Annotated in this window: 24 protein-coding genes and 4 pseudogenes; 17 read left to right on the forward strand and 11 right to left on the reverse strand. The window is 63.7% G+C overall.

Annotation, left to right across the window (positions count from 1 at the left end; genetic code table 11):
• Positions 1-1,248 (forward strand): ATP-binding protein (locus AC1Q7H_RS20805; protein WP_492381682.1); only part of this gene is annotated, 1,248 nt, incomplete at its 5' end.
• Positions 1,249-1,270: 22 nt separating this feature from the next.
• Complete coding sequence (locus AC1Q7H_RS20810; RefSeq protein WP_153956055.1) at positions 1,271-2,167, forward strand: hydroxymethylglutaryl-CoA lyase; 897 nt, start codon at positions 1,271-1,273, stop codon at positions 2,165-2,167.
• 163 nt (positions 2,168-2,330) lie between these two features.
• Here AC1Q7H_RS20810 and ftrA read toward each other — a convergent pair whose 3' ends face one another.
• A complete protein-coding gene (gene ftrA / locus AC1Q7H_RS20815) occupies positions 2,331-3,341 on the reverse strand; it encodes a transcriptional regulator FtrA (RefSeq protein ID WP_492381696.1) in 1,011 nt (336 codons plus the stop codon).
• A 244-nt stretch (positions 3,342-3,585) separates the two neighbouring features.
• Between ftrA and AC1Q7H_RS20820 the strand changes: the two genes are divergently transcribed.
• The 9 genes from AC1Q7H_RS20820 to AC1Q7H_RS20860 all read left to right on the forward strand — a co-directional run bounded on the left by AC1Q7H_RS20820 (position 3,586) and on the right by AC1Q7H_RS20860 (position 11,465).
• On the forward strand, positions 3,586-3,933 hold the full coding sequence (locus AC1Q7H_RS20820; RefSeq protein WP_211982265.1) for a DUF3088 domain-containing protein: 348 nt from the start codon (positions 3,586-3,588) through the stop codon (positions 3,931-3,933).
• Positions 3,934-4,128: 195 nt separating this feature from the next.
• Positions 4,129-5,130, forward strand: coding sequence for a thioredoxin-disulfide reductase (gene trxB / locus AC1Q7H_RS20825; RefSeq protein WP_211979779.1), 1,002 nt, complete (start codon positions 4,129-4,131; stop codon positions 5,128-5,130).
• 130 nt (positions 5,131-5,260) lie between these two features.
• On the forward strand, positions 5,261-5,494 hold the full coding sequence (locus AC1Q7H_RS20830) for a DUF6356 family protein (protein ID WP_013956919.1): 234 nt from the start codon (positions 5,261-5,263) through the stop codon (positions 5,492-5,494).
• Positions 5,495-5,563: 69 nt separating this feature from the next.
• On the forward strand, positions 5,564-6,790 hold the full coding sequence (locus AC1Q7H_RS20835; protein ID WP_211979780.1) for a pyridoxal phosphate-dependent aminotransferase: 1,227 nt from the start codon (positions 5,564-5,566) through the stop codon (positions 6,788-6,790).
• Between the two features lie 5 nt (positions 6,791-6,795).
• Entirely contained in the window at positions 6,796-7,974 is a 1,179-nt protein-coding gene (gene metC, locus AC1Q7H_RS20840; protein WP_013956921.1) for a cystathionine beta-lyase, read from the forward strand.
• A gap of 47 nt (positions 7,975-8,021) precedes the next feature.
• The gene (locus tag AC1Q7H_RS20845; protein WP_013956922.1) at positions 8,022-8,822 is read left to right on the forward strand and encodes a transporter substrate-binding domain-containing protein; all 801 of its coding nucleotides are present in this window, start codon (positions 8,022-8,024) and stop codon (positions 8,820-8,822) included.
• 81 nt (positions 8,823-8,903) lie between these two features.
• The gene (locus AC1Q7H_RS20850) at positions 8,904-9,563 is read left to right on the forward strand and encodes an amino acid ABC transporter permease (RefSeq protein ID WP_492381683.1); all 660 of its coding nucleotides are present in this window, start codon (positions 8,904-8,906) and stop codon (positions 9,561-9,563) included.
• Between the two features lie 52 nt (positions 9,564-9,615).
• Positions 9,616-10,341: an amino acid ABC transporter ATP-binding protein gene (locus AC1Q7H_RS20855; RefSeq protein WP_013956924.1), complete on the forward strand. Its 726-nt coding sequence runs from the start codon at positions 9,616-9,618 to the stop codon at positions 10,339-10,341.
• Positions 10,342-10,448: 107 nt separating this feature from the next.
• On the forward strand, positions 10,449-11,465 hold the full coding sequence (locus AC1Q7H_RS20860) for a D-cysteine desulfhydrase (protein WP_153956058.1): 1,017 nt from the start codon (positions 10,449-10,451) through the stop codon (positions 11,463-11,465).
• 422 nt (positions 11,466-11,887) lie between these two features.
• Here the strand turns inward: AC1Q7H_RS20860 and AC1Q7H_RS20865 are convergent.
• Positions 11,888-12,933 (reverse strand): annotated as a pseudogene (locus AC1Q7H_RS20865) (PDDEXK nuclease domain-containing protein).
• 285 nt (positions 12,934-13,218) lie between these two features.
• Here AC1Q7H_RS20865 and aspA point away from each other — a divergent pair.
• Positions 13,219-14,652: an aspartate ammonia-lyase gene (aspA, locus tag AC1Q7H_RS20870; protein ID WP_013956928.1), complete on the forward strand. Its 1,434-nt coding sequence runs from the start codon at positions 13,219-13,221 to the stop codon at positions 14,650-14,652.
• Positions 14,653-14,849: 197 nt separating this feature from the next.
• Here the strand turns inward: aspA and AC1Q7H_RS20875 are convergent, their stop codons facing one another.
• The 3 genes and pseudogenes from AC1Q7H_RS20875 to AC1Q7H_RS20885 form a co-directional block, all read right to left on the reverse strand.
• Entirely contained in the window at positions 14,850-15,215 is a 366-nt protein-coding gene (locus AC1Q7H_RS20875) for a Bug family tripartite tricarboxylate transporter substrate binding protein (protein WP_228772658.1), read from the reverse strand.
• Positions 15,142-15,546, reverse strand: a complete 405-nt coding sequence (locus AC1Q7H_RS20880) for a tripartite tricarboxylate transporter substrate-binding protein (RefSeq protein WP_371827422.1) — start codon at positions 15,544-15,546, stop codon at positions 15,142-15,144. The genes AC1Q7H_RS20875 and AC1Q7H_RS20880 overlap by 74 nt, the downstream gene beginning before the upstream one ends.
• Positions 15,491-15,613 (reverse strand): annotated as a pseudogene (locus tag AC1Q7H_RS20885) (Bug family tripartite tricarboxylate transporter substrate binding protein); the annotation flags it as partial. The gene AC1Q7H_RS20880 and the pseudogene AC1Q7H_RS20885, both read right to left, overlap by 56 nt.
• Positions 15,614-15,877: 264 nt before the next feature.
• Between AC1Q7H_RS20885 and AC1Q7H_RS20890 the strand changes: the two are divergent.
• Both AC1Q7H_RS20890 and AC1Q7H_RS20895 read left to right on the forward strand, forming a co-directional pair.
• Positions 15,878-16,388: pseudogene (locus AC1Q7H_RS20890) on the forward strand (tripartite tricarboxylate transporter substrate-binding protein); the annotation flags it as partial.
• A gap of 17 nt (positions 16,389-16,405) precedes the next feature.
• Positions 16,406-18,027 (forward strand): annotated as a pseudogene (locus AC1Q7H_RS20895) (rhodanese-like domain-containing protein).
• A 183-nt stretch (positions 18,028-18,210) separates the two neighbouring features.
• Here the strand turns inward: AC1Q7H_RS20895 and guaA are convergent.
• The 3 genes from guaA to guaB form a co-directional block, all read right to left on the reverse strand.
• Positions 18,211-19,830 carry a glutamine-hydrolyzing GMP synthase gene (gene guaA / locus AC1Q7H_RS20900; protein WP_153956061.1) on the reverse strand — a complete coding sequence of 540 codons (1,620 nt, stop codon included), beginning with the start codon at positions 19,828-19,830 and terminating at the stop codon, positions 18,211-18,213.
• On the reverse strand, positions 19,805-20,428 hold the full coding sequence (locus AC1Q7H_RS20905) for a hypothetical protein (RefSeq protein WP_013956936.1): 624 nt from the start codon (positions 20,426-20,428) through the stop codon (positions 19,805-19,807). The genes guaA and AC1Q7H_RS20905 overlap by 26 nt, the downstream gene beginning before the upstream one ends.
• A gap of 196 nt (positions 20,429-20,624) precedes the next feature.
• Positions 20,625-22,088 (reverse strand): IMP dehydrogenase, encoded by a 1,464-nt coding sequence (guaB, locus tag AC1Q7H_RS20910; RefSeq protein ID WP_013956937.1) that lies wholly within the window; start codon positions 22,086-22,088, stop codon positions 20,625-20,627.
• A gap of 134 nt (positions 22,089-22,222) precedes the next feature.
• Between guaB and AC1Q7H_RS20915 the strand changes: the two genes are divergently transcribed.
• Both AC1Q7H_RS20915 and AC1Q7H_RS20920 read left to right on the forward strand, forming a co-directional pair.
• On the forward strand, positions 22,223-23,182 hold the full coding sequence (locus AC1Q7H_RS20915) for a DMT family transporter (RefSeq protein ID WP_013956938.1): 960 nt from the start codon (positions 22,223-22,225) through the stop codon (positions 23,180-23,182).
• Positions 23,183-23,385: 203 nt separating this feature from the next.
• Positions 23,386-23,907: a DUF4124 domain-containing protein gene (locus AC1Q7H_RS20920; protein ID WP_013956939.1), complete on the forward strand. Its 522-nt coding sequence runs from the start codon at positions 23,386-23,388 to the stop codon at positions 23,905-23,907.
• A gap of 54 nt (positions 23,908-23,961) precedes the next feature.
• Here the strand turns inward: AC1Q7H_RS20920 and AC1Q7H_RS20925 are convergent, their stop codons facing one another.
• Positions 23,962-24,309 (reverse strand): RnfH family protein, encoded by a 348-nt coding sequence (locus AC1Q7H_RS20925; protein WP_492381684.1) that lies wholly within the window; start codon positions 24,307-24,309, stop codon positions 23,962-23,964.
• Positions 24,296-24,733 carry a type II toxin-antitoxin system RatA family toxin gene (locus AC1Q7H_RS20930; protein ID WP_010809580.1) on the reverse strand — a complete coding sequence of 146 codons (438 nt, stop codon included), beginning with the start codon at positions 24,731-24,733 and terminating at the stop codon, positions 24,296-24,298. Before AC1Q7H_RS20930 ends, AC1Q7H_RS20925 begins: the two co-directional genes overlap by 14 nt.
• A 177-nt stretch (positions 24,734-24,910) precedes the next feature.
• Between AC1Q7H_RS20930 and smpB the strand changes: the two genes are divergently transcribed.
• Positions 24,911-25,363, forward strand: a complete 453-nt coding sequence (gene smpB, locus AC1Q7H_RS20935) for an SsrA-binding protein SmpB (protein WP_013956942.1) — start codon at positions 24,911-24,913, stop codon at positions 25,361-25,363.
• A gap of 40 nt (positions 25,364-25,403) precedes the next feature.
• On the opposite strand, the gene AC1Q7H_RS20940 is transcribed toward smpB, so the two are convergent.
• The gene (locus AC1Q7H_RS20940; protein WP_013956943.1) at positions 25,404-26,336 is read right to left on the reverse strand and encodes an SPFH domain-containing protein; all 933 of its coding nucleotides are present in this window, start codon (positions 26,334-26,336) and stop codon (positions 25,404-25,406) included.
• Positions 26,337-26,436: the final 100 nt, after the last annotated feature.

Consider the following 26,436-nt stretch of genomic DNA (forward strand, 5'->3'; position numbering starts at 1 on the left):
GAAGCGGCGGTGGCCGCGGCCAAGGCGGTCGGCTATGTCGGCGCCGGCACGGTCGAGTTCATCGCCAACCAGGACGGCTCGTTCTACTTCATGGAGATGAACACGCGCCTGCAGGTGGAGCACCCCGTCACCGAAATGATCACCGGGCAGGACCTAGTCGAATGGCAGCTGCGCGTCGCCGCCGGCGAGCCGCTGCCGTTGACGCAGGAGCAGCTGCGCATCGACGGCCATGCGCTGGAAGCACGCATCTACGCCGAGAACCCCGACAAACAGTTCCTGCCGTCCACCGGCACGCTGCGCTACCTGCGCACGCCGCCGGCGGTGCAGTTCATGCGCGGTGGTGATGTGCATGGCCCGGCCGGCATCCGAATCGACGCCGGCGTGCGCGAAGGCGACACCATCAGCCCGTTCTACGACCCGATGATCGCCAAGCTGATCGTCTGGGGCAAGGACCGCGACGAGGCGCTGGCGCGCATGCGCCAGGCGCTGGCGTCGTATCACGTGGTGGGGCTGTCGACCAACGTGGCCTTCCTGCAGCGGCTGGTGTCGTCGCAGGCGTTCCGCACCGCCGATCTCGATACCGGGCTGATCGAGCGCAACGAAGCCACGCTGTTCCCGCCTGCCGCCCCGGTCGGCCTGGAAGTCATTGCGCTGGCGGTGGCCGCGCTGCTCGACCGCGAGACGCGCGAGCGCCGCATCGACGCCGCCGACCAGCATTCGCCGTGGACCCATGGCGGCGCGTGGCGGCTGAACGGCGGCGTGTCGCGCACGCTGCGCTTCGGCTATGGCGAGCAGGTGCTGGAGGTGACGCTGAACACCGATGCACGCGGCAGCACGCTGATCTACGCAAACCAGGTTGTGTCCTTCGCCTGCAACTGCCAGGGAGATGAGATCCGCGTCGACCTCGGTACGCGCCACGCGCACGGCCAAGTGCATGCCGACGGCGAGGTGTTTCATGCCTTCCATGCCGGTCGTCACGTAAGCCTGACCTGGCTCGACCCCCTGGCGCACGCTGGCGAGGCTGAAAGCGAAGACGGCAAGCTGACCGCGCCGATGCCCGGCAAGGTCATTGCCGTGATGGTCGAGGCGGGCAGCATCGTGACGCGCGGGGCCCCGCTGCTGGTGATGGAGGCAATGAAGATGGAGCACACCATCAGCGCGCCGGCTGATGGTGTGGTCAGTGAAGTGCTCTATGGGGTTGGCGAGCAAGTGGCTGAAGGGTCGCAGCTCCTCGCGTTTGAAGCCTGATATCGTGGGGAGATTTCCGGCAATGCAACCAGACAAAGTCAAGATCGTGGAAGTCGGTCCACGCGATGGCCTGCAGAACGAGAAGGCGTTAGTGCCGACCGAGATCAAGGTCGCATTGATCGACCAGCTGACCGACGCAGGCTTCACCAATATCGAGGCAGCATCATTTGTGTCGCCGAAGTGGGTGCCCCAGATGGCCGACGGCGCGGAAGTGATGGCGCGTATCAGACGGCGCCCTGGCACGCTTTACTCCGCACTCACCCCCAACATCAAGGGCCTGGACGCGGCACTGGCTGCCGGCGCCGATGAGGTCGTCATCTTCGGCGCTGCCAGTGAAGCGTTCTCGCAGAAGAACATCAATTGCTCGATCGCCGAGTCGATGGCCCGCTTTGAGCCTGTCGCGGCTGCAGCGAAGGAGAGAGGTATACGCCTGCGTGCCAGCGTGTCTTGCTCGCTGGGCTGTCCCTATCAACGGGACGTGCCGGTCGGAGCGGTTGTTGATCTGGTGCGGCGCATGCGCGAGCTGGGCTGCGACGAGATCGATATTGCCGATACGATCGGCGTGGGTACACCTGACAAGGTTCAGGAAGTCATGCGAGCGGCTTCGACGGAGTTTCCATTAGAGCGGCTGTCGGGACACTTCCACGACACCTATGGCCACGCCCTCTCCAATGTCCGGGCCAGCCTTGAGGTGGGCATTCGCATCTTCCATTCGTCCGTGGCCGGGCTTGGCGGTTGCCCTTATGCCAAGGGCGCCACCGGAAATGTCGCTACCGAAGCGCTTCTCCGGATGATGCAGAACCTGGGCGTCGAAACCGGGATCGATGCCGGCAAGGTAGCGCAGATCGGGGAGTTCATTTCCAGGGCCGTCGGCAACCGTGGCGCAAGAAGCACGCTGTCAGCGAACCAGGCGAGCTAGTACTCGTTTCAGGCAACAAATACGTGGGTTCGGGCAAGCGAGGCCGCACCCATGTCGTCAGCCGCACGTCACACCAGCTATTCTATCGTGGCCGATAGTCCCCGAAGGACCCGATTTCACTCCCACTCCATCATCAACAGGTCGTCCGAAGCCGCGTGGGTAATCAGTGTGCCTCGGATGCGCTGAACCGTCGCCTGTAGTAACCCGGGCTGGTTCCAAGCCGAGTCCGGAAATGATTGCGCAATGTGGCTGCAGCACCAAAGCCGACTTGCACCGCGATTTCATCCACGGACAAATCGGTCTCTTCAAGCAACGTCCTGGCCCGGCCCAGGCGCTCGGTAAGCAGCCATTCCCCTGGCGGCATCCCCATCGTACTGACAAAGTGCCGCTGAAAGGTTCGGGCACTCATCGCCGTTTGCCTTGCCATTCTGACAATCGACCAGCCCTCGTCCAATGTGGCGCGCACCGCGTCCACCAAGGGTGCCAGCGAAGAGCCGCTACGCTTTGAGACCGGCTCGTCGATATATTGGGCCTGCCCGCCTTCGCGGTGGGGTGGCATGACCAGTCGGCGCGCGACCTGATTGGCTGCGCGCGGGCCAAGGTCCCGGCGAATCAGGTGGAGGCACAAGTCGATTCCCGCCGCACTGCCGGCAGACGTGAGGACATCGCCGGCATCGACGTAGAGCACGTCCGCTTCCACGTGGACGTCCGGATATCGCGCCGCGAGTGCTGCGGCATGGCGCCAGTGCGTAGTCACACGCTTTCCGTCGAGCAGCCCCGCTGCCGCCAGGACAAAGGCGCCCGTGCAGATTGACATGACGCGCGCCCCGCGTTTGTTCGCCTTCCTCAACGCGCGGCAAAGTTCCGGCGGGACGTCCGCTTCGATACCGCGCCACCCCGGAATGATGATGGTCTTCGCTTTGGCCAGGAGTTCGAGGCCACCGTCAGCGTGTACCTGGATGCCACCCGAGCCGCGCAACCTCCCCGATTCGGCGGAACAGGTCGTGAAGCGGTACCAGCTGTCGCCCATTTCAGGTCTTGGCAGACCGAACACTTCAACGGCGCAGCCATACTCAAAGAGGCTCAGGCCGTCATACACGACGACGGCAACCAGTCCTGCATTGACAGACGACTGTGATTTGGTCTTTGGCACGATATGGACGGAAATGGGCATTGATGCCACCAGCGATTGATTTTGCCCCATCTGCTCTGCGTCTAGCAAGACCCTCCCCCATGTCTGTTGCGTGTGCTGCGATCCTGCTCGCCGCCACTCGCATCAAGTTGGCACGATCCTTACGCAAATTGTCGTTCGTGCCACTGGTGGGGTCTATTTGCACTGCTTATCCTGTGGTCGGTGGTTCGCGATACGGCAAGCGACGCGCGTCCGCCAGCAATTTCAACCCGCAGAGAGAGTGAAAGTGAAAGACAAACTATTCATGCTTCGCCCCGGCTTTTTTTCAGGCTCGGAAGGTCCGTTCTATTGTGGAGATTCCGTTGCCGTTGAAGGCCTGCTCGGCTTCTTCCCGCAGTTGCGCAATGAAGTGGATGTCGAATACATCGATGCGCCCCGCCCTCGCATGGCAATTGTCGAACTGATCGGCGAGGCGAACCAGTCCGCCCCCGTCCTGGTGCTCGGCGACGGGCGCGCGCCGGTCGATGACGGTGTGGAGATTCACGTGAGCGGCCAGACGCGTTTTATCGATTCGCCCGACCATATCCGTCGATACCTGTCGTCGCAGTACGGTGTGGCGCATCCCGCCTCCTGACCACAGGCCAACCCGGCTCATGCGTGAAGAGGCCTTCCATGCAGCCCCGCGCGCCGATCGCAACCATTGCGATTGGCGGCATCGCCTGCCGCAACTTTGGCGGTGCCCATGCGTGGCGGGCCTCGACTTCGAACCTGCTCAGTAATCGCTTCCGGCAATCGCCTGAAGTCTCTTGAATAAGCTATGGATTCTCCAATGTCTTCGCCCAAGCACGCCAAGGTCCTGATTCTCGGTTCCGGCCCTGCCGGCTATACCGCCGCCGTCTATGCAGCGCGCGCCAACTTGTCGCCGGTGCTCGTCACGGGCCTGGCGCAAGGCGGCCAGTTGATGACCACGACCGATGTCGAAAACTGGCCGGCGGATGCAACGGGGGTGCAGGGCCCAGAGCTGATGCAGCGCTTTCTCGACCACGCGGAGCGCTTCAACACCGAGATCCTGTTCGACCACATCCACACGGCAAAGCTCGACGGGAAGCCGATTCGCCTGATCGGAGAATCCGGCGAGTACACCTGCGACGCGCTGATCATCGCGACAGGCGCGTCCGCACAGTATCTCGGTCTGCCGTCCGAGGAATCCTTCATGGGCCGCGGCGTGTCCGCTTGCGCGACCTGCGACGGCTTCTTCTACCAGCAGCAGCATGTAGCCGTGGTTGGCGGCGGCAATACGGCGGTCGAGGAAGCGCTGTATCTGGCTGGCATCGCGAAAAAGGTCACGGTGATCCACCGCCGCGACAAGTTCCGCGCCGAGCCGATCCTGGTCGACCGTCTGCTCGAGAAGGCGAAGCAAGGTGTTGTCGAGATCAAATGGAACCACGTGCTCGACGAAGTGAATGGCGACGAGGCCGGCGTGACCGGCCTGCGCATCAGGCATGCGCAAACCGGCGAGACCACCGAACTCGCACTGCAAGGCGTTTTCATCGCCATCGGCCACAAGCCGAACACCGATCTCTTCAGAGGCCAGCTCGAGATGACGAATGGCTACATCGTCACCAACGGCGGCCTCTCGGGCAACGCCACGGGTACGAGTGTGCCGGGCGTGTTCGCGGCAGGCGACGTGCAGGACCACATCTATCGGCAGGCGATCACCAGCGCCGGCACGGGCTGCATGGCCGCGCTCGATGCGCAGCGATACCTGGAAAGTACGCCGGAGCCTGAATTTCTACATTGCACTATCCCAGTAGAAAATTTTTCTAATTAGAAGCGAGATGGTGGGTACCTTTGGAAGCCTTTTGCAGAGATCGAACACTATGATTTCTCTCACAAACAGCGCGAAGCCGGCTTTCCAATCCAGGATCGGACGATGCGCAATACCGGATTACGCCCCCACCATGAGAACAATATTCCGGCTCTTCCAAGAGCACCCGGCATCGGTTGGCGAGAGCTATCTGCAGCATATGTCGTCGTCGTTTTCATTTGGCGCGTCGATGCTGTTCGCATCGATGGCGGCGCTCGTGCACGGCATGCTGCCTTTTCTCTTCGTCGCCACAGGCAGCAACACGATCTCTCGGCTGCATGAGCGCATGGTCACCCATCGCAACCGCGTGGCGTCGCGTCACCGATAAACAAGCCCCCCCTTCGACAACAACATGACAAGCTCACTAGCGTCTTCCCTGCTACGCCAGGTCCCCTATATGGGCGTGATTCACGTCGTTCACGAAGCCGTCAAGCTCGGCTTCCGCAACGGTCATCCCGACTGGTGCAACCTCGGCCAGGGGCAGCCTGAAATCGGGCCCATGGCAGGCGCGCCGGAACGGCTGGCCTCACTGCAGTTCGACGTGGCCGATTGCGCCTACGGGCCGGTCGGCGGCATCGATGCGCTGCGTCAGGCGGTCGCGGACGATTACAACCGTCGCTATCGTCGCGGCAAGGCATCGCAGTACACGAAGGACAATGTCGCGATTGCGTCCGGCGGGCGGCTTGCGCTGTCGCGCCTGCTCGCCACCCTGGGCGAAATTCGTCTGGGCCACGTCGTGCCCGACTACACCGCCTACGAAGATCTGATCGCTTACCACCGCCATCGCTTCACGCCGGTCACGCTGCCCGTGGGGCCCGAAGACGGCTTTGCCATCCCGGCGCAGGCGCTCGAGGAACTGATCGCAAGGGAAGAGCTGGACGCGCTGCTGTGGAGCAATCCCAACAACCCCACCGGGGCCGTGGTACGTGGTGAAGCACTGGCACAGTATGTGGCGGCGGCGCGCAACACGGGCTGCTGGATGCTGCTCGACGAGTTCTATTCTCACTTCGTGTTCGAAGATGGCCATGCCCCCGCTGACAAGCCGGTATCTGCCGCCGAGTTCGTCGAGGACGTGGAAACGGACCCGGTCGTCATCGTCGACGGCTTGACGAAGAATCATCGTTACCCCGGACTGCGCGTCGGCTGGGTGGTGGGGCCGACCGAGGTGATCGACATGATCAGCCGTGCCGCAAGCGCCATCGACGGCGGCCCGCCGACGATCGTGCAACGGCTTGCCGTGCAAGCGCTGCAACACGACCGCGCGGATCAGGAAACGTCCGCATTGCGGAAGATGTTCGCCAGGAAGCGCCGCATCATGCTGGACGCGCTGACCAACATGGGTGTCGAGATCCCATGCCCTGGCAACGGCACGTTCTATCTCTGGGGCCGCGTACATCGGCTGCCCGCGCCGCTGAACACCGCGGACACCTTCTTTACGGAGGGTCTCAAGCGCAAGGTCATGACCGTGCCCGGCAGGTTCTTCGACGTCAATCCGGGCAACCGGCGCGCGACCGAGTACATCGACGCAAGCTGGGTGCGCTTCTCGTTCGGCCCGCCCGAGCCCAATCTCCGCATGGGACTGGAGCGACTGGGTGACATGGTCAACAGCGCCATGCGAGGGTAATCCGGATGTCCCCCGATACCTACCTCTCGCACGGCGTGATCGATCCGGACGATTTCGGCGGCGTCGTCAATCCGCCGGTTTTCCATGCGTCGACCGTGACGTTTCGCAATCTCGACGACATGGAAGCGCGCGGGCGTGCCATGTCGGGCGCCGACACGGATGTCATGTGGTACGGCCGCAAAGGCACGCCGACCACTTTCGCCTTGCAGAACGCCCTGGCGCGGCTCGAAGGCGGGCACCGTTCGCTGTTGGTGTCGTCCGGCCTGGCGGCGTGTACGAGCGCCATCATGGCATTCGTCAAAGCCGGCGATCACATCCTGGTGAGCGACAGCGTCTATGGTCCGACGCGCCACTACGTCGAAACGGTACTGGCCCGCTGCAACGTGTCAGCGACGTTCTACGACCCCACGCTTGGGTCCGACATCGCGGCCTTGTTCCGTCCGACCACGACGCTCGTGTTCGCAGAGTCACCGGGTTCGCAGACGTTCGAAATGCAGGACATTCCTGCCATTGCGAAGGTCGCACACCGGCATGGCGCGGTCGTCGTCATCGACAACACGTGGGCCACGCCCTTGTTCTTCAAGCCATTTGAACACGGCGTGGACGTCTCCGTGCATGCGGGGACGAAATACATCGTTGGGCATTCGGACGCCTTGATGGGTGTGATCACGACCAACCGTGAGTCATGGAGCACCGTGCGCGACTATGTCTTCGCCACTGGCCAGCACGCGGGCCCGGACGACGTCTATCTCGCGCAGCGGGGCTTGCGCACGATGGCCGTGCGCCTTGAGCGGCATCAGCGTAGCGGACTGGCAATTGCCGATTGGCTCGCGGGCCGCCCGGAGGTGGCCCAGGTGTTGCACCCCGGGCTCACTGGTGCGCCGGGCCACGCCCTTTGGCGTCGGGATTTCACGGGGGCTTCAGGATTGTTCAGCGTCGTACTCAAGCCCGGATATGGGCGTGAGGCGTTCCGTGCCTTCATCGACGACCTGAAGCTGTTCCGCCTGGGCTTTTCCTGGGGCGGATTCGAGAGTCTGGTGATGCCCTTCGATCCCAGGGAGGAGCGCCCCGCAGCCGCCTGGCCGTATGCCGGCCAGGCATTTCGATTGCACGTGGGCCTTGAGGCCAAGGAGGATCTGATCGCCGATCTGGAAGCCGCGTTCCGCAGACTTGCCGTGCAGTAGCGTTGCCCTTCAAAAAAAAATACCTATTCCTACATTGGAGACAAGACATGAAATCCCTGAAGTTGCTGTTGCAAAGCGCGTGCATCGCGACCCTCCTGAATCTCACGGCGCCCGCCGTGCACGCTGAAGATCTGCTGGATTCGGTCAAAGTCAGCGGTGTCCTGAAAGTCGGCATGGAGGGCACTTACCCACCCTTTGGCTATCGCAATGGCGACGGTCAGCTCGACGGCTTTGACGTGGCCGTAGCCAAAGCCGTGGCCGACAAGATGGGGCTCAAGGTCCAGTTCGTCACCACCGAGTGGAGTGGCATCATTGCCGGCCTGCAAGCCGGCAAGTTCGACGTCATCGTCAACCAGGTGGGCATCACGCCGGCGCGCCGCCAGGCTCTGGATTTTACCCAGCCATACGTCTATTCCGCGGTCCAGGTACTTCAGCGCAACAATGACAAGCGCGAGTTCAATTCGCTTGAGGAGCTGAAGGGAAAATCCGTCGGCGTCACGCTGGGCAGCAACTATGCCGAACTGGCGAAATCCGTGCCGGGTATCCTGGTGCAGACCTATCCGGGTACGTCGGAAAACCTGCGTGACCTGGCTGCCGGGCGCATCGATGCCGCCCTCAATGACCGCCTGATGCTGCCATACCTGATCAAGAACTCCAAGATGCCGCTACGCACGGGCGCGCTGCTTGCAGGCACGAAGCTTGAGATGGGCATCCCGTTCCGCAAGGGCAATCCCAAGTTTGCCAAGGCCATTGACGACGCACTGAACGCGTTGCAGCAGGAGGGCACGTTGCGCAAGCTGTCCATCCAGTGGTTGGGTACCGACGCCAGCAGACCCGTCGCCCAGTAATCGCTGCCACGCCGGCCGGCTCCTGCCATCGCTGCAGGCATCGGCCTGGCCGGCCACGCGGCCACTTCTACGGATCGAATCATGGAATCTCTTGATCTAGTTATTCATGCATCGCCGGTACTCCTGCACGGAGCGGTGATCACCGTGAAATTTGCCCTGGCGTCGATGGTGTTCGGCCTGCTGGTCGGGATCGTGGTCGCCATCATGGGTATCAGCACAAGTCCGATCCTCGGCGGCATTGCCCGCACCTATGTCAGTGTCATGCGCGGCACGCCGCTGCTGGTGCAGATGTTCGTCGTCTACTATGGCCTGCCAGACCTCGGCATTTCCCTGGACCCCACCAGCGCCGGCATTCTTACCCTCACGGCCAATGCCGGCGCGTACCTGTCGGAAAGCATGCGCGGCGCGATTCTCGGTATCGGCAGAGGGCAATGGAGCGCCGCGCATAGCCTCGGGCTGAGCCATCTGCAGACGCTGCGTTACATCGTCTGCCCGCAGGCCTTGCGGCTCGCCATGCCAAGCCTCGGCAACACGCTCATCAGCCTGATCAAGGATACGTCGCTGGTGTCAGTCATCACCGTGACCGAGTTGCTCAGGTCGTCCCAGGAAATCATCGCATCAACGTTCCAGCCGCTTCCCTTGTATCTGTCGGTAGCAGCGATCTACTGGCTGTTCAGCACCGGATTGTCATGGGCACAGCGTCGCCTCGAGGCGCGTCTGACACTGCCTGTGACGCGTTGATCCAACGGGTCGGAAACCCGAAGAAAGCAATCTGCAAGTAGGAGACAAAACGATGATCGCGCTCGAAGGCGTATCGAAGTGGTACGGTCAGTTCAAGGTGCTTGATGCGTGCAGCACCCAGGTAGAAAAAGGCGAGGTCGTGGTCATCTGCGGCCCTTCCGGATCAGGAAAATCCACGCTGATCAAAACCGTCAACGGCCTCGAGCCGTTTCAGCAGGGCCGGATCAGTGTGGACGGGGTGATGGTCGGCGATCCGAAGATCAAGCTCGCCCAGTTGCGTGCGCGGGTTGGCATGGTGTTTCAGCATTTCGAGCTGTTCCCGCATCTGTCCATTCTCGACAACCTGTCTCTGGCCCAGGTCAAAGTGTTGAAACGCCGCAATGAGGAAGCACAGGAGAACGGCATGCGCCTGCTCGAGCGCGTCGGCCTGAAAGCGCATGCGCGGAAATACCCCGGGCAGCTTTCGGGCGGGCAGCAACAGCGCGTTGCCATTGCACGCGCGCTGTCGATGGATCCGATCGCCATGCTGTTCGACGAACCGACATCGGCGCTCGATCCCGAAATGATCAATGAGGTGCTGGACGTCATGGTCGAACTGGCGCGCGAGGGCATGACGATGATCTGCGTCACCCATGAAATGGGGTTCGCGAAGAAGGTCGCCAGCCGCGTAATTTTCATGGATGGCGGCGCCATCGTCGAGGATGCCGGCAAGGACGCCTTCTTCGGCGACCCGAAATCGGCCCGCGCTAAGGAATTCCTCGCAAAGATCCTGCATTGACTCACACCCGCTTGCATGAAGGCGGGGGCGGTCGGGGGCGATCAAGGTCCCCGCTGACAACGACCGCCGCCGCCCCGTCCTGGTCCACCTCCCCCAAAGTTGAAATCATGAAGATCTCGGATCGCCTTGCCGCTTTCTCCCGCCTCGATCTGGTCGGCGCGGCCACGCCCCTGCAAAAGCTTGACCGCCTGTCCGGGATGGTCGGGCGCGATATCTACGTCAAGCGGGATGACACCACACCACTTGCGTTTGGCGGAAACAAACTGCGCAAGCTTGAGTTCCTGGCGGCTGACGCCTTGCGCCAGGGCGCCGATACGCTGGTAACGGCCGGAGCCATACAGTCGAATCATGTCCGGCAGACGGCCGCGCTGGCGGCCCGTCTTGGGCTACGCTGCAGCGCGTTGCTGGAAAACCCGACCGGCACGGCAGACGGCGACTACCTGCACAGCGGCAACCGCCTGCTGCTCGATTTGTTCGACGCACAGGCCGAGCCGGTTACCAGTCTCGACAACGCCGACGCACAGTTGCAGGCCCTTGCGGAACGGCTGCGTGGCGAGGGGCACAAGCCGTATGTCATCCCGATCGGCGGGTCCAATCCGCTGGGGGCATTGGGGTATGTACGTGCCGGGCTGGAGCTGGCGCAGCAAGCCGAGGCGATGGGTCTTGCGTTCTCGGCGGTCGTGCTGGCGTCCGGCAGTGCCGGAACCCATGGCGGGCTTGCGTTGGCGCTCGCACACGCGATGCCGGATACACCGGTCGTCGGTGTTACCGTGTCGCGCAGCGTCGCCGCGCAAGTTCCGAAGGTGGCTGGGCTGATTGAAGGGACTGCCGCACTGCTCGATGTCGAGGTGCCGGCAGGGCTGAAGGTCGAGCTGTGGGACGAGTACTTCGCACCTCGCTATGGTGAGCCCAACCAGGCGGGGCTGGAGGCCATCCGCATCCTGGCAGGTACCGAAGGTGTGTTGCTCGATCCCGTCTATACGGGGAAGGCGATGGCTGGCTTGCTCGATGGCGTCGCGCGCGGGCGTTTTGCTTCGGCTGGCCCGGTGTTGTTCCTGCATACCGGTGGTGCGCCGGCGTTGTTTGCGTATCGCAATGCAATCAACACAGGCCCGAGGGACTGAAGCGGGGACGGAGGGGGAGTCGACACCACCGCCCAGCCCCGCCGCGGCAACGCGAAGCGCGGAGCCAAGAGACAAGGCGCCTCGAGGGCGCCCTATATGCTTGATGAAAAGCGAACTACAACGTCACTCCCACTCCATCATCAATAGGCCCCTTAAACCCGCGTAGGTAAAGGGATTGGCTGTGATCAACTTGGGGCCTTACCGTCGCTTTTACCGTCAAGCGCGCAGAGCATTTGCTGGCACGGGAGATGGAACGATTTGCGGGGCGACGACTCTGGCGACACCATTGTCAATCAGCTCAAACGATACAGGAAGTCCAGCGCCCTGTCCGCGCTCCGCCGACCAATAGGTTCACTCACGCTGGTCTTACCAGCGTCTCGATTGCGGTGACCGTTTTCCCCAACCGCAAGGCTGGGCCGTTCTCATACTGAGTCGCCCTCCTCCAGCCGAACGTCCAGCCCTAGTTCTTGCGTCAGCGTTTCGACGCTCGGCAGGCTCTCTTGAAGTTCAATGGGGAGTTCCGCAACGAACTGGTACTGGGCTACGCCTATCGGATTCCCCATGCCGCGCAGCGCGTACTCGACCACCAGCCGGTTATGCTCCTGGCACAACAGCAGCCCGATGGTGGGATGGTCGGCCTCGGTTTTCATCAGGGCATCAACCGCCGACAGGTAGAAACTGATCTGACCTGCATACTCGGGCTTAAAGGCACCTGTCTTCAGTTCAATGACGATATAGCAGCGGAGCTTGAGGTGATAGAACAGCAAATCAAGGTAGAAGTCATCGCCACCCACTTCGAGGTGAACCTGTCGGCCGACATAGGCGAAGCCGGCCCCGAGCTCGAGTAGGAAACGAGTTATGTGTTCCACCGGCGCTGCCTCCAAGTCCCGCTCCGTCGCGTCGGCACGCAAGCTCAAAAAATCGAAGACGTAAGGATCCTTGAGTGTGGCCCGCGCCAAATCAGACTGCGGCGAAGGCAGTTGGGCGGCAAAGTTGTTTGGCGCCTGCGCCGCCCGGTCGATCAGGCGGGTGTCAATCTGCGCCAGTAGTACCGCGCGGGACCAGCCGTGCGCGAGTGCCTGCCGCGCGTACCACTGCCGCTGCTCCTCCGATTTGAGCTTTTGCAGCAGCACCTGGTTGTGCCCCCAAGGCAATTGTCCAACAAGCTGTTGGACAATTGCTGCATCCGGCCACGCCTCGGCGAAGGCGCGCATTGCCATCAGGTTGGAGCGCGACAGTCCGCTCATTTGGGGAAATGCTTGCCGCAAATCCTGCGCCAAACGCTCTATACTTTGGCACCCCAGCCCTGTCTCGCCTGCCGCTCAAGAATTTCCTTGCCAATATCCCAGTACAGCGCGACCAAGGCTTGGTTGACCGCCACCGCCGCGCGTTGCTGGGCGCGCCCGATGCGAGATTTTAGCGAAGTGAGCCAATCGGCGTAGTCGGGAGGCAGCGGTAACGAAGCCATGGCAGCAGAGGCGGAGAAGACGCAATGGGGGCAGTATAGAGCACCCGTTCAGGGCCGCTACGAAATCATCACGAAGAATACGCCGCTTACGAAACTTGCTATCAGATTGCCCTGGCAGCTTCGCAGGCTACCGGCAGAATCGAACCCCGGTCATGCCATTTCTGCATAATCATGCACTGCGCCGCGACACCCCATGAAATCTTGGCATCGAACGTGTTGCAGGTGCGGCCGATTCCCTAGACTCCGGCAGCAGTGCTAAAACCAACTTACGCGAGGAGCGTAACCATGACTGCCGGACTCTTCAGAACCGAACATGACCTCCTGGGTGACCGTGAAGTCCCTGTCCAGGCCTACTACGGCGTACATACGTTGCGCGCCGTCGAGAATTTCCCTATCACAGGCACCCCGATCTCCATCTACCCAGAGCTGATCAAGGCGCTGGCTGCGATCAAGCAGGCCGCGGCGCAGGCCAACCATGAGCTGGGCCTGCTCGACAAGGCGCGCTGCGACGCGATCGTCGGCGCCTGCCAGGAGTTGATTGCCGGGAAGCTGCACGACCAGTTTGTCGTCGATGTCATTCAGGGCGGCGCCGGCACCTCGACCAACATGAACGCCAATGAGGTGATCGCCAACCGCGCGCTCGAACTGCTCGGCCATCAGAAGGGCGAGTACCAGCACCTGCACCCGAACGAGCACGTCAACATCGGCCAGAGCACCAACGATGTCTACCCGAGCGCGCTGAAGGTCGCTACGTGGTTCGGTATCGCCGGTCTTGTCGACGCCATGGCGGTGCTGCGACGGGCCTTCGAGGCGAAGGCCGACGAGTTCGCTCACATCATCAAGATGGGCCGCACTCAGCTGCAGGATGCCGTGCCGATGACGCTCGGCCAGGAATTCAGCACCTACGCCGTGATGCTCGGAGAAGACGAGGCGCGCCTGCGCGAAGCCGCGATGCTGATCTGCGAGATCAACCTTGGGGCCACCGCAATCGGCACCGGCATCACCGCGCATCCGTCGTATGCGCCCGTGGTGCTGCGGCGCCTGCGCGAGATCACAGGCATTCCGCTGGAAACCGCACCCAATCTGATCGAGGCCACGCAGGACTGCGGCTCGTTCGTGCAGCTCTCCGGTGTGTTGAAGCGCGTTGCCGTGAAGCTATCGAAGACATGTAACGATTTGCGGCTGCTATCCAGCGGCCCGCGCGCTGGCCTGGGGGAGATCAACCTGCCGCCGATGCAGGCCGGCTCCAGCATCATGCCCGGCAAGGTTAATCCGGTGATCCCCGAAGTCGTGAATCAGATCGCCTTCGAAGTCATCGGCAATGACGTCACCGTCAGCTTTGCGGCCGAGGCCGGCCAGCTCCAGCTCAATGCGTTCGAGCCGATCATCGCGCACAGCCTGTTCAAGAGCGTCAGCCATCTGCGCAACGGCTGCCTGACGCTCGCCGAGCGCTGCGTCAAAGGCATCACCGCGAATGCCGACCGGCTGCGCGCCACTGTCGAGAACTCGATCGGCATCGTGACGGCGCTCAACCCCTACATCGGCTATGCCAACGCAACCGCCGTTGCGCAGGAAGCGCACGCAACAGGCGGCAGCGTCTATGAAATCGTCTTGCGTAAGGGCCTGCTGTCGAAAGAGGAACTTGACCGCATCCTGCGCCCCGAGACGCTGACCCAGCCGGTGCCGCTGGACTTGCATGGGAAGTCGTTTGTCCGATGACATGAAGCCACGCAGGAGCGGCACCGGATCGGCTGGAACAGTAAGCCGTAGGGCGCGCGAGCATGCCAAGCCATGGCCTTTGCACACGGATATCGCCCGCACGTATGGCTCAGCGCAGCATACGCGGCTGCTATGCGGCGGGGCGCTAGCCGGCGGCATAGCATCGCGTATGCCAGATGGCGTTCAGCGCACACCCGCTACTCCTCAATCCGTATCCTTGCCGCCTTGACAGCCGCGCCCCATCGTTGATCCTCAGCCTGGACAAATTCACCGAACTTCTTGGGGTTAATCGTGATTGGCGTATAAGCCATGTCGGCGAGGCGCGCACGGAACTCTGGCTGGGACGTGGCGCGAGTCACCTGCGCCTGGATGACATCAACAACCACTTGCGGCGTATTTGGCGGAGCGAGCACGCCAAACCAGGTGTCAGCGTCGATTGCATAGCCACTTTCGGTGAGCGTAGGAACCTCCTTGATTGACGGGAAGCGCTCAGGAGATCCCAGTGCATAGAGCCACAGTTTGGCCTTGTTGGCGACCACCAAAGGTGTGGGAATGAATGCCACCCATGACAGCCGTCATGACGGGTGCCGCGCCGCCGAACGGCACTTCGAGCATTTTGTTGATGTGCGCCTTGGTCTTGAGCAATTCCATGCCCATTTGCGCCATGCTCCCCGGTCCCCAATGACCACAGGAAAGTGAGCTGGTTTTTGCCTTCGCGACGATGTCCTGGACAGTCCTGGTCTCGGCATCCGGACGACTCCCCAGAACGAAGCCCATCTTGGCTACGGGAGCAACGGGGCCGGAAGCCATTGGGCTGAAACTGGACGACCTTCTTGTGAATATACGGTGCGACTGAAATAGAGTCGGCGGCCGCAAACAGCAACGTGTATCCATCCGGCGGCGATGCATGAGTGACATTGGCACCAATCACGCCGTTGGGACCCCGCCGGTTCTCCACCACGATGGGTTGATACCAATGCGTGCCACGACAAGGCGGGCGAGTACATCCGTTCCCCCGCCTGGCGCATACTGCACGACCAGCCGAATCGGTTTAGTGGGCGTCCGCCCCGGTTGAGCGTTTGCCGGATTGGCCGCCCACATTGCGGCAAACAGCATTGCAGCGGCGCCCACAAGGCGAACGCCTCCCTTGGCGCTTCCAACAGCGCCGCACTGATACTGATATGACTTCCGTTGTCAATCGGATTGGTTCGGTTTCTGGTCAGTGCTCGGGCTGCCCGGCAATGGCGGCATCGCCCACATCGCGCATGAAATGCTGTCGCGCCAGCTTGGCTTAAAGGTCAACTACATCCCGTATGCCGGCGGTGCGCCGGCTACCGTGGACCTGCTCGGCGGCCATATCGACGCCACGCTGATCACGCTGGCAGCGGTGACCGACTATGTACGCGCCGGCAAGCTTATCCGCGCTCGCGGTCACGACACCTTATCGCTCCAAAGCACTGCCGCAGGTTCCCAAGCTTGCCGAAGCCGGCGCCACGGGCTTTGCCGTGGAGAGTTGGCAAGGACTGCTCGCGCATGCGGCAACTCCGGCTGCTGTGGTCGAGCGCATCAGCCGCGATGTCGCGGCGGTGCTGCACGCACCCGCCACCCGCGGCCAGTTGGAAGACGCTGGCTATGTCGTAGTCGCCTCGTCGGCGCAGGAGCTGGATGCAACGCTGGCGCGCGACCTGCCCCGTTACGCCTCGGTGATCGCCGCATCGGGCATCGCGCTGCGCTGATAACCGCTGGAACCCAAATGACTGACATGACCCATGCCATCGACGCCGCCACGCTGCGCGGCTGGCTCAACGACGGGCAGCCGCTAGCCCTGTTCGACGTTCGCGAGCACGGCCAGTACGGCGAAGGCCATCCGTTCTTCGCCGTGCCCCTGCCCTACAGCCGCCTTGAGCTTGAAGTCGGCCAGCTGGCACCGCGCCGTGCGGAACGCATCGTGCTGTTCGACGATGGCGACGTGGAAAATCCCGTGGCGTCGCACGCAGCGCGGCGCCTCGCCGATCTTGGCTACCTGAACGTGACAGTGCTCGACGGCGGCGCACCCGCCTGGGCTGCCGCCGGCTATACCTTGTTCAAGGGAGTCAACGTACCCTCCAAGACGTTTGGCGAGCTGGTCGAGCACATCCAGCACACGCCCCGCCTGAGCGCCGACGACCTTGTAGCGCGCCGTGCCGCCGGAGAGAGCTTCGTGCTGGTGGATGGCCGCTCCGAGGAAGAACACCGCAAGATGACCGTCCCGGGCGCGCTGAGCTGCCCCAACGGCGACCTTGCGCTGCGGCTGCCCGCGCTGCTGCCCAATCCGAACACGCCCGTGGTGGTGCATTGCGCCGGGCGCACGCGCAGCATCATCGGCGCCCAGACGCTGCTGAACCTGGGCCTGCCCAATCCGGTACTGGCGCTGGAGAACGGCACGCAGGGCTGGTATCTGGCAGGCCATGCGCTGGAGCATGGCAGCGACCGCTTCACTGTCGCCGTGCCTTCGGCGCCGGTGCTCGCCGCGGCGCGCGAGCGCTCCGTCAGGCTGCTGCAGAGCGCTTTGGCCTGCCCTCGCTGTCGACCGCGCAGGCACAGCAATGGCTGCATGATGCGCACCGCACCACCTACCTCTTCGATATCCGTTCCGCCGACGAATTTGCCCGGCGTACGATCGATGGCGCGGTGCATGCGCCCGGCGGACAGCTGGTGCAGGCAACGGATCGCTATATCGGGGTGCGCGGCAGCCGCGTCATTGTGTTCGACGACGACGGCGTGCGCGCGCCGGTGGTTGCCAGCTGGTTGCACCAGCTTGGCTATGAGACCGCCGTGCTTGCCGATGGCGTGGAGGCCTCGCTGCAGGTTCGCGCGCGACCAAAGGTGGAGGTCACTACCGCCCTGCCCGTGCTCAACGCCGACCTGCTGCAAGCGCTGCACATCGCAGCCCAGTGCCTAGCTATCATCGACCTGCGCGAGAGCTCGGCATCTGAGCGCGGTCATGCATCTGGCGCGGTCTGGTCGATCCGGCCGCGGCTGCTGCAACAACTGCGGGCGCTTGGCGTAGCGCATGCCGATCCTGTGGTTCTGATCGCCAGCGAGCCAGACATGGCAATACTTGCGGGCGGGGATCTGCTTGAGGCGGGCTATCGGCACGTGTACCACACCGACAATGGCTATGCCACCTGGCAATCAGCCGGGCTGCCGCAAGCGGCTGCGCTCGAGCCGCTGCCAGCCAAAGCGCGCATCGATTACCTGTTCTTCGTGCACGACCGCCACGAGGGCAACCGGGACGCAGCCCGCGCCTACCTGGCGTGGGAAACCGGGCTGATCGCGCAGTGCGCGCCGGATGAGCTGGGTGTGTTCCGCATTGCCGCGTCTGGGCGCGACTAGCCCCAACCTGCCGGTCGAGCCGGCGTTCGGGATAGCAGGTCTGTGGAGGGGCTGGCCGGACGCCTACTCTTTCCACGAGACCTACATATTCCCGCGAACACGCATGAAACCTGGCTTCCGAGATTGATCGCTACTGTCACGGCCGGTATTGCCGTAGCAGCAAGATGACGAAATCCCTGCCCCTCACTCCCACTCAATCGTCGCCGGCGGTTTCCCCGACACGTCATACACAACCCGGTTCAGGCCACGTACTTCGTTAATGATCCGGTTCGAGCAACGGCCCAGCAGCGCATACGGCAGATGTGCCCAGTGCGCGGTCATGAAGTCGGTGGTCTGCACCGCGCGCAGCGCGACGACGTAGTCGTAGGTGCGGCCGTCGCCCATCACGCCCACGGACTTGACCGGCAGGAACACGGCGAAGGCCTGGCTAGTCAGGTCGTACCAGCTCTTGCCGACCTGGTCCGGCTCGCACAGACCCGCGGCGGCGTCCTGTTCGGTGGCGATGGTCTTGCGCAATTCTTCGATGAAGATGGCATCGGCGCGGCGCAGCAGGTCGGCGTAGTCGCGCTTGACCTCGCCCAGGATGCGCACGCCCAGGCCCGGGCCCGGAAACGGGTGGCGGTAGACCATTTCCGGCGGCAGGCCCAGAGCCACGCCCAGCTCGCGCACTTCGTCCTTGAACAGGTCGCGCAGCGGCTCCAGCAGCTTCAGGCCCAGCGTCTCCGGCAGGCCGCCGACGTTGTGGTGGCTCTTGATGGTGGTGGCCTTCTTGGTCTTGGTGCCGCCCGACTCCACCACGTCCGGATAGATCGTGCCCTGCGCCAGCCACTTGGCGTTGGTCAGCTTCTTGGCCTCGGCCTGGAACACTTCAACGAACTCGCGGCCAATGATCTTGCGCTTCTGCTCGGGATCGGTCACGCCGGCCAGGTGGCCGAGGAACTGATCGGAAGCATCGATATGCACGACCTTGGCGTGCAGGCGGCCGGCGAACATGTCCATCACCATCTTGCCTTCGTCCAGGCGCAGCAGGCCGTGGTCGACGAACACGCAGGTGAGCTGATCGCCGATGGCGCGGTGGATCAGCGCCGCGGCCACCGACGAGTCGACGCCGCCGGACAGGCCCAGGATGACTTCTTCATCGCCGACCTGCTCGCGGATCTTGGCGACGGCTTCCGCGATATGGTCGTGCATGACCCAGTCAGGCTTGCAGCCAGCGATGCCGAGCACGAAGCGCTCCAGCATCTGACGGCCCTTGGCGGTATGCGTGACCTCGGGGTGGAACTGCACCGCGTAGTAGCCGCGCGCCTCGTCGGCCATGCCGGCGATCGGGCAACTGGGGGTGGAGGCCATCAGCTTGAAGCCCGGCGGCAGGCCGGCAACCTTGTCGCCGTGGCTCATCCAGACCTTGAGCATGCCATGGCCTTCCGGCGTGCGGAAATCCTCGATGTCCTTGAGCAGGTTGGTGTGGCCATGGGCGCGCACCTCGGCGTAGCCGAATTCGCGGTGATCGCTCCACTCGACCTTGCCGCCCAGCTGCACGGCCATAGTCTGCATGCCGTAGCAGATGCCCAGCACCGGCACGCCCAGGTCCCACACGGCCTGCGGCGCGCGCAGCTGGTGGTCTTCATAGGTACTGGCGTGGCTGCCCGACAGGATGATGGCCTTGGGGGCGAACTCGCGGACGAAGTCGTCGGAGACGTCGTTCGGGTGGATCTCGCAATAGACGTGCGCCTCGCGGACGCGGCGGGCGATCAGCTGCGTGACCTGCGAGCCGAAATCAAGAATGAGGATTTTGTCGTGCATGATGGGCCGATGGCGTGTCTTCCGGGATGGGCTCGGCCACGACTTCCGTGCCGGGGCCATAGCCCGGCGGCGGCGTGATGACCGGCTCGCGCCGGAATTCTGGGGTATTCGTTGGGCGCGCCGCGGGGGCGACGCCGGGTTCCTTGCGGACTTCCTTCTTGTTTTCCTGTTCCTGCAGTGCGCGCTCGGCCTTCAGCTGCCTTTCGCGGTTGCGCACGCGCCTGGAAGCGGGAATCTGCACCAGCGCGAAAAACGCCAGCACCACTGCCATCACCGGCAGCCAGATCTTGCCCGCGCCGACCAGCGGCAGTTCCATGAACACCATCCAGGCAATGATCAGCACTGCGCTGGCCAGGTTCACATAGCCGGCCGTGCGCGCCACTGGCACTGTCAGCTGGCCGTTGAATGTTGCCTGCCACAGCAGCACGGCCAGGCCGACCAGTGCCACGCCCAGCAGCTGCCCGAACAGGGCGGGTTGCGGCTGCGGCAACTGCAGCGCCGCATACAGCGTGGTGAACGGGGACATCAACAGCAGGATGCCCAGCATCAAATCCACCAGGGCATCAAAAAACAGCACGGCTCGCAGCAATACCTTCATTGGCGCTCCTCGTCATGGGCCTGGCCGATGGTGCGGCCGGCTGGTGTGGCCCACCTTCAGGCAACACCGGCGTGGCGAGCGGCCGGGCCGGATGGCATTCCGGTCAGGCGAAGGCGCCGCCCGCGGCAATGCGCCCTCGCCCCGACGATCTTGCGGCCGCGCACCGCCGCGAGGCGACGGGCGCAGCCGCTGCGCGTCAGTCGATATGGTAGTTCGGCGCTTCCTTGGTGATCTGCACGTCGTGCACGTGCGATTCACGCATGCCGGCTGCCGTGATCTGGACGAACTGGGCGCTCTCGTGCCAGTCGGCAATCGACTTGCCGCCGCAATAGCCCATCGAGGCACGCACGCCGCCGGTCAGCTGGTGGATGATCGCCATCACCGAGCCCTTATAAGGCACGCGGCCCTCAATGCCTTCGGGGACCAGCTTGTCGACGTTGGCGGTGTTGTCTTCCTGGAAGTAGCGGTCTGCCGCGCCATCCTTCATCGCACCCACCGAACCCATGCCGCGGTAGCTCTTGAACGAACGGCCCTGGAACAGGAACGTTTCGCCCGGTGCTTCCTCGGTACCCGAGAACATGCCGCCCATCATCACGGTGTGGGCGCCGGCCGCCAGGGCCTTGGCCACATCGCCGGAGTAGCGCACGCCGCCGTCAGCGATCAGCGGCACGCCGGTGCCCTTGAGGGCTTCGGCCACGTTGGAAACCGCCGTGATCTGGGGCACGCCCACGCCGGCAACGATACGCGTGGTGCAGATCGAACCCGGGCCGATGCCGACCTTGACGCCGTCGGCGCCATGCTCGACCAGCGCACGCGCGGCATCGCCGGTGGCGATATTGCCGCCAACCACCTGCACCTGCGGGAAGTTCTGCTTGACCCAGCGGACGCGGTCCAGCACGCCCTGGCTATGACCGTGCGCCGTATCCACCACAATCACGTCGACGCCGGCCTTGACCAGCAGTTCGACGCGCTCGTCGTTGTCCGGGCCCACGCCGACCGCGGCGCCTACGCGCAGCTGGCCGTGGTCGTCCTTGCTGGCCAGCGGATTGTCCACGGCCTTCTGGATGTCCTTCACCGTGATCAGGCCGCGCAGCTCGAAGGCCTGGTTAACCACCAGCACGCGCTCAAGGCGGTGGCGGTTCATCAGGCGCTTGGCTTCTTCCAGCGTCGCGCCTTCGGCCACGGTCACCAGCTTTTCGCGGGGCGTCATCTTGGCGCGCACCGGGGCGTCGAGCTCTTCCTCGAAGCGCAGGTCGCGGTTGGTGATGATGCCGACCACGGCCTTGCCTTCCAGCACCGGGAAGCCGGAAATGCCATGTTGCTGCGACAGCGCGATCACATCGCGGACCTTCATGTCCGGCGAAATGGTGATCGGATCACGCAGCACGCCCGACTCATAGCGCTTGACGCGCGCAACTTCGCGGGCCTGGTCGGCGGGCTTCAGGTTCTTGTGGACGATGCCGATACCGCCGGCCTGCGCCATGGAAATCGCCAGGCGGGCTTCCGTCACTGTGTCCATCGCCGCGGATACCAGCGGGATGTTCAGTTCAATGGAGCGGGTCAGGCTGGTGCGGAGGGAGACATCCCGGGGAAGGACGGCCGAATAGGCCGGTACGAGCAGCACGTCATCGAATGTGAGTGCTTTCTGGACAAGACGCATAGCAAATCCTCTAGGCGCAAAACCGAATTATACAGGAATGCGCGCTTTGCTGATGCACTGCAACGGGCTTTCCTGCGGGCTTTCCTGCAAGCGGTCTGCTATGCTCGTCGGTTTTTACTCGGGCGAACCGAAGCATGGGAATCGGCGTATTGTGCGGGCTGCTGGCAGGCGCCTTCTGGGGCATGGTCTTTATCGCCCCCAAGCTGCTGCCCGTGTTCTCGCCGTGGGAGCTGGCCATCGGCCGCTACCTGGCCTATGGGCTGGTCGCCTTCGTGGCCGCGCTGCCGCTGATGAAGCGCATCGCGCGCAAGCTGACCCGGGCGGACTGCGTGGCGCTGCTGCGCCAGGCCTTCACCGGCAACCTGCTCTACTACGTGCTGCTGGCCTTCGGCGTGCAGCTCGCCGGGGTGGGCCCCACCTCCCTGATCATCGGCATCCTGCCGATCTCGGTCACCATCATGGGCCGGCGCGACCACGGCGCCGTGCCACTGTCGCGGCTGATGTGGCCGCTGCTGGTGGTGGTGGCCGGCATCGCATGCATCAACATTGACCTGTTCGGCGGCGGCCAGAGCGCCCACGCGGCGGCGGCCGGTGCGGCAGTCCGGCCAGTCTGGCAGAAACTGGCCGGCGTTTGCTGCGCAGCCGGCGCGCTGGTCTGCTGGACGCTCTACGCGGTCGATAACGCACGCTACCTGCAGCGCAACCCGCAATACAGCGGTAATGAATGGTCGGCGCTGTACGGGTTGTCGACCGGCGCGGTGTCGGCGGTGCTCGCCGTGATCGGCTGGCTGCTGGCGGGCGACACGCTGACCGCGGGCGACAGCGGCCGTGACTGGCAGTGGTTCTGGATGGTCAATGCCGCGGTGGCGTTGGGCGCGTCGCTGATCGGCAACAACCTGTGGAATATTGCCAGCCGGCGCCTGCCGCTGACGCTGTCGGGCCAGATGATCGTGTTCGAGACGCTGTTCGCGCTGGCCTACGGCTTTGTCTTCGATCACCGCTGGCCGCGGCCGCTGGAAATCGCCGCCATTGTGCTGCTGATGGTCGGCGTGGCCTGGTCGGTGCGCTTGCACGCCACCGACAAGTCTGCGTAGACTAGCGAACGATGGCGCGGGGATCACACACGCCACGAACAACAGCTTTACCAGGGTCAAACCGGCGCTACGCACCTGATACCAGGCGGGCGCCAAGCCATCGCCGCGGCTGTCCTGCCGCGACATCGCCATGCGCGCAGCCGGCGGCCCAGCACGATTCCAGCCGCACCAGTTACTTCCGAGTCACTTTAAGACGCCTCGCCATGAAACGATCGTCCGCGCTGTGCCTGCTTGCCGCCGCCACTCTCGCCGTTCCCGTCCAGGCCCTTGCCTACTGGCAATGGCGCGACGCCAACGGCCGCATGGTCTACAGCGACGTGCCGCCGTCGGCGGCGGCAGCCAAGGTGCTGCGTGCGCCGGGCCGCTTTGCCGGCGAGTTCCAGCCGGTGGAGGCCGCCAATGCCACGGCGCCCGCCCCTGCTGCCCCCGCTCCGGCCAAAGCCGCGGCCAAGCCCGCCGCGGCCCCGGCGCCGACGCCCGAAGAAGCCTTCCAGAAGCGCCGCGAGGCCAGCCTGAAAGCCGCCACCGTAGAGGCCCGCAGGGAAAGCGAGGCGGCTGAGCGCGAGGCCCGCTGCGCCCAGCTGCGCAGCTACGCCAACGGCCTGCAGCAAGGCATGCGCGCCGCGGTGGCGGGTCCGGACGGCTCGCTGCAGCACCTGAACAGCGACCAGCGCCAGGCCGAAATGCTCAAGACCAACGCCAGCCTCGAAAAGAACTGCAGCTGAAGTCAAAGAAAAACGGGGCGCATCGGCCCCGTTTGCATGCGTGGCAGGCTCGGCTCAACCGCTGCCGCGCAACCACTTCTGGCCTTCGCGCGTGCCGCCCGCGCGCTGCTTCTGCACCCGCTTGCGGCGTGCCTGCTTGGGATCGGCGGTCAAGGGCCGGTAAACCTCCACGCGGTCGCCTTCGCGCACCACCGTCTCCGGCGTCTTGAGCTTGCCGAAGATGCCCACCCGCATGGTCGACGGGTCCACCTCCGGACAGGCCTGCTGCAGCCCGGAGCCGACGATCGCCGCGGCAATCGTGGTGCCGGCCTGCACGTCGATCTCCTTCAGGAAGACGGTATCGGGCCGCGCATAGCAGACCGCGATATGCACCGTCCCCGCGCCAGCGTCAGTTGGCGACATATACCACCTCGGCCCGCTTGACGAAGGCGTCGACAAAGGTATTGGCAATCATGCTGAAGACCGGGCCGATGATTTTTTCCAGCAGCAGGCTGGAAAACTCATAGTGCAGGTGGAATTCGATCTTGCAGGCGTCTTCGCGCAGTGGCGTAAAGCGCCACGCGCCGTTGAAGGTCTTGAACGGCCCGTCGGCAAAGGTCATGTCGATGCGGGTGGGGCGTTCCTGCGTATTGCGGGTGTGGAAGAACTGCTGGATCCCTTTGAAGTGGATATGGATCTTGGCGTCGAGCATAGTATCGGTCTGCTCGAACACCTCCACGCCACCGCACCATGGAAGGAACTTGGGATAGTCCTCCACGCGCGTGACCAGGTCGTACATCTGCGCGGCGGAGTAGCCGAGCAGCACGGATTTATGGACGTCTGCCATGTAGTGGGCAATCTGGCTTCCGGCCATGCCGTGCGCAACGCGCGGCAGCATGAACCGGTACCGGGGCTGGTTTGCTAAAATGCCAATTTTAGCCGACGCTGGCGCATGGCGGCACCTCGCCATGCGGCACTGCAGCGATCCGACCGGATTCCACTCATTGTTCCCCCACCCGCACGCATGACCATCGCAGACAACAAAAAGGCCTTTTTCGACTACTTCATCGAAGAGCGATATGAGGCCGGGATCGTGCTGGAAGGCTGGGAAGTCAAGGCGATCCGCGCCAACCGCGTGCAGATCAAGGAAGGCTACGTGGTGGTGCGCGACGCCGAGATGTTCCTGATCGGCGCCCATATCAGCCCGCTGCAAAGCGCCTCCACCCACGTCAATCCCGACCCGGTGCGCACCCGCAAGCTGCTGCTCAAGGCCGACGAGATCAAGAAGCTGATCGGCAAGGTCGAGCAGCGCGGCTACACGCTGGTCCCGCTGAACCTGCACTACACGCGCGGCCGCGTCAAATGCGAGATCGGCCTGGCCAAGGGCAAGAAGCAGTTCGACAAGCGCGAGACCGAGAAGCAGCGCGACTGGCAGCGCGAGAAGGCCCGCATCATGAAGGGCGACGCCAAGGACTGAGCCCCGGCGCCGCGCTGCCGCGGCGTGTCCGTCAGTCCCTTCAGGCAGCCTTCTGCTGCCCCTTCACGATCTGCAGGGCGGACGCGATCATGCTGCTCATCTCGCCCAGATTGCCTGGCACGATCAGCGTATTGCCCTGCTTGGCCAGGTTGCCGAACGCAGCCACGTATTCCTCGGCCACCTTCAGGTTGACCGCATCCATGCCACCTTCGGTGCGGATTGCATTGCCGATCTTCTGGATCGCCTGCGCATTGGCCTCGGCCACCGCCAGGATCGCGCTCGCCTCGCCCTGCGCCCTGTTGATGGCGGCCTGCCGCTCGCCCTCTGACTTCTGGATCGCCGCCTCGCGCGCGCCCGTGGCCAGGTTGATCTGCTCCTGGCGCTTGCCTTCCGACGCGGCGATCAGCGCGCGCTTTTCGCGCTCGGCGGTGATCTGCGCCTGCATCGCGTGCAGGATCTCCTTGGGCGGGGTCAGGTCCTTGATCTCGTAGCGCAGCACCTTGACGCCCCAGTTGGCGGCAGCCTCATCCAGCGCGTTGACCACGCTGTGGTTGATGAACTCGCGCTCCTCGAAGGTCTTGTCGAGCTCCAGCTTGCCGATCACCGAGCGCAGCGTGGTCTGCGACAGCTGCGTGATCGCGACCACGAAATTGCTCGATCCATACGATGCCTTCATCGGGTCCGTGACCTGGAAGTACAGCACGCCATCGACCTGCAGCTGCGTGTTGTCCCTGGTGATGCAGACCTGGCTGGGCACGTCCAGCGGGATTTCCTTGAGCACGTGCTTGTACGCGACGCGGTCGACGAACGGCACCACGATCGACAACCCCGGCGTCAGCGTCGCATGGTAGCGGCCGAGGCGCTCGAGCACCCAGGCATGCTGCTGCGGCACGATCTTGATGCCCTTGGCAATCAGCACGATGACGGCAATGAGGATGATCAGCGGCAACAAACCAAGCTGAAATGCGAGCATGTAACGACCCTCCAGACAGAAGACAGCAGTACGGAGCCGCCAGGCGGCGGCAGGCGGATCGCGGCGCAGCAATTGCCGCGCCGCGCAATAAGACAGGGTT

It is taken from the genome of Cupriavidus sp. GW823-FHT06D04 (assembly GCF_058795055.1).

Bases quoted from the DNA above. Each gene is read 5' to 3' on its own strand.
- AC1Q7H_RS20810 (WP_153956055.1), top strand. From the start codon at position 1,271: ATGCAACCAGACAAAGTCAAGATCGTGGAAGTCGGTCCACGCGATGGC.
- ftrA (WP_492381696.1), bottom strand. From the start codon at position 3,341: ATGCCCATTTCCGTCCATATCGTGCCAAAGACCAAATCACAGTCGTCT.
- trxB (WP_211979779.1), top strand. From the start codon at position 4,129: ATGTCTTCGCCCAAGCACGCCAAGGTCCTGATTCTCGGTTCCGGCCCT.
- AC1Q7H_RS20830 (WP_013956919.1), top strand. From the start codon at position 5,261: ATGAGAACAATATTCCGGCTCTTCCAAGAGCACCCGGCATCGGTTGGC.
- AC1Q7H_RS20835 (WP_211979780.1), top strand. From the start codon at position 5,564: ATGGGCGTGATTCACGTCGTTCACGAAGCCGTCAAGCTCGGCTTCCGC.
- metC (WP_013956921.1), top strand. From the start codon at position 6,796: ATGTCCCCCGATACCTACCTCTCGCACGGCGTGATCGATCCGGACGAT.
- AC1Q7H_RS20845 (WP_013956922.1), top strand. From the start codon at position 8,022: ATGAAATCCCTGAAGTTGCTGTTGCAAAGCGCGTGCATCGCGACCCTC.
- AC1Q7H_RS20850 (WP_492381683.1), top strand. From the start codon at position 8,904: ATGGAATCTCTTGATCTAGTTATTCATGCATCGCCGGTACTCCTGCAC.
- AC1Q7H_RS20855 (WP_013956924.1), top strand. From the start codon at position 9,616: ATGATCGCGCTCGAAGGCGTATCGAAGTGGTACGGTCAGTTCAAGGTG.
- AC1Q7H_RS20860 (WP_153956058.1), top strand. From the start codon at position 10,449: ATGAAGATCTCGGATCGCCTTGCCGCTTTCTCCCGCCTCGATCTGGTC.
- aspA (WP_013956928.1), top strand. From the start codon at position 13,219: ATGACTGCCGGACTCTTCAGAACCGAACATGACCTCCTGGGTGACCGT.
- AC1Q7H_RS20880 (WP_371827422.1), bottom strand. From the start codon at position 15,546: ATGGATACACGTTGCTGTTTGCGGCCGCCGACTCTATTTCAGTCGCAC.
- guaA (WP_153956061.1), bottom strand. From the start codon at position 19,830: ATGCACGACAAAATCCTCATTCTTGATTTCGGCTCGCAGGTCACGCAG.
- AC1Q7H_RS20905 (WP_013956936.1), bottom strand. From the start codon at position 20,428: ATGAAGGTATTGCTGCGAGCCGTGCTGTTTTTTGATGCCCTGGTGGAT.
- guaB (WP_013956937.1), bottom strand. From the start codon at position 22,088: ATGCGTCTTGTCCAGAAAGCACTCACATTCGATGACGTGCTGCTCGTA.
- AC1Q7H_RS20915 (WP_013956938.1), top strand. From the start codon at position 22,223: ATGGGAATCGGCGTATTGTGCGGGCTGCTGGCAGGCGCCTTCTGGGGC.
- AC1Q7H_RS20920 (WP_013956939.1), top strand. From the start codon at position 23,386: ATGAAACGATCGTCCGCGCTGTGCCTGCTTGCCGCCGCCACTCTCGCC.
- AC1Q7H_RS20925 (WP_492381684.1), bottom strand. From the start codon at position 24,309: ATGTCGCCAACTGACGCTGGCGCGGGGACGGTGCATATCGCGGTCTGC.
- AC1Q7H_RS20930 (WP_010809580.1), bottom strand. From the start codon at position 24,733: ATGGCAGACGTCCATAAATCCGTGCTGCTCGGCTACTCCGCCGCGCAG.
- smpB (WP_013956942.1), top strand. From the start codon at position 24,911: ATGACCATCGCAGACAACAAAAAGGCCTTTTTCGACTACTTCATCGAA.
- AC1Q7H_RS20940 (WP_013956943.1), bottom strand. From the start codon at position 26,336: ATGCTCGCATTTCAGCTTGGTTTGTTGCCGCTGATCATCCTCATTGCC.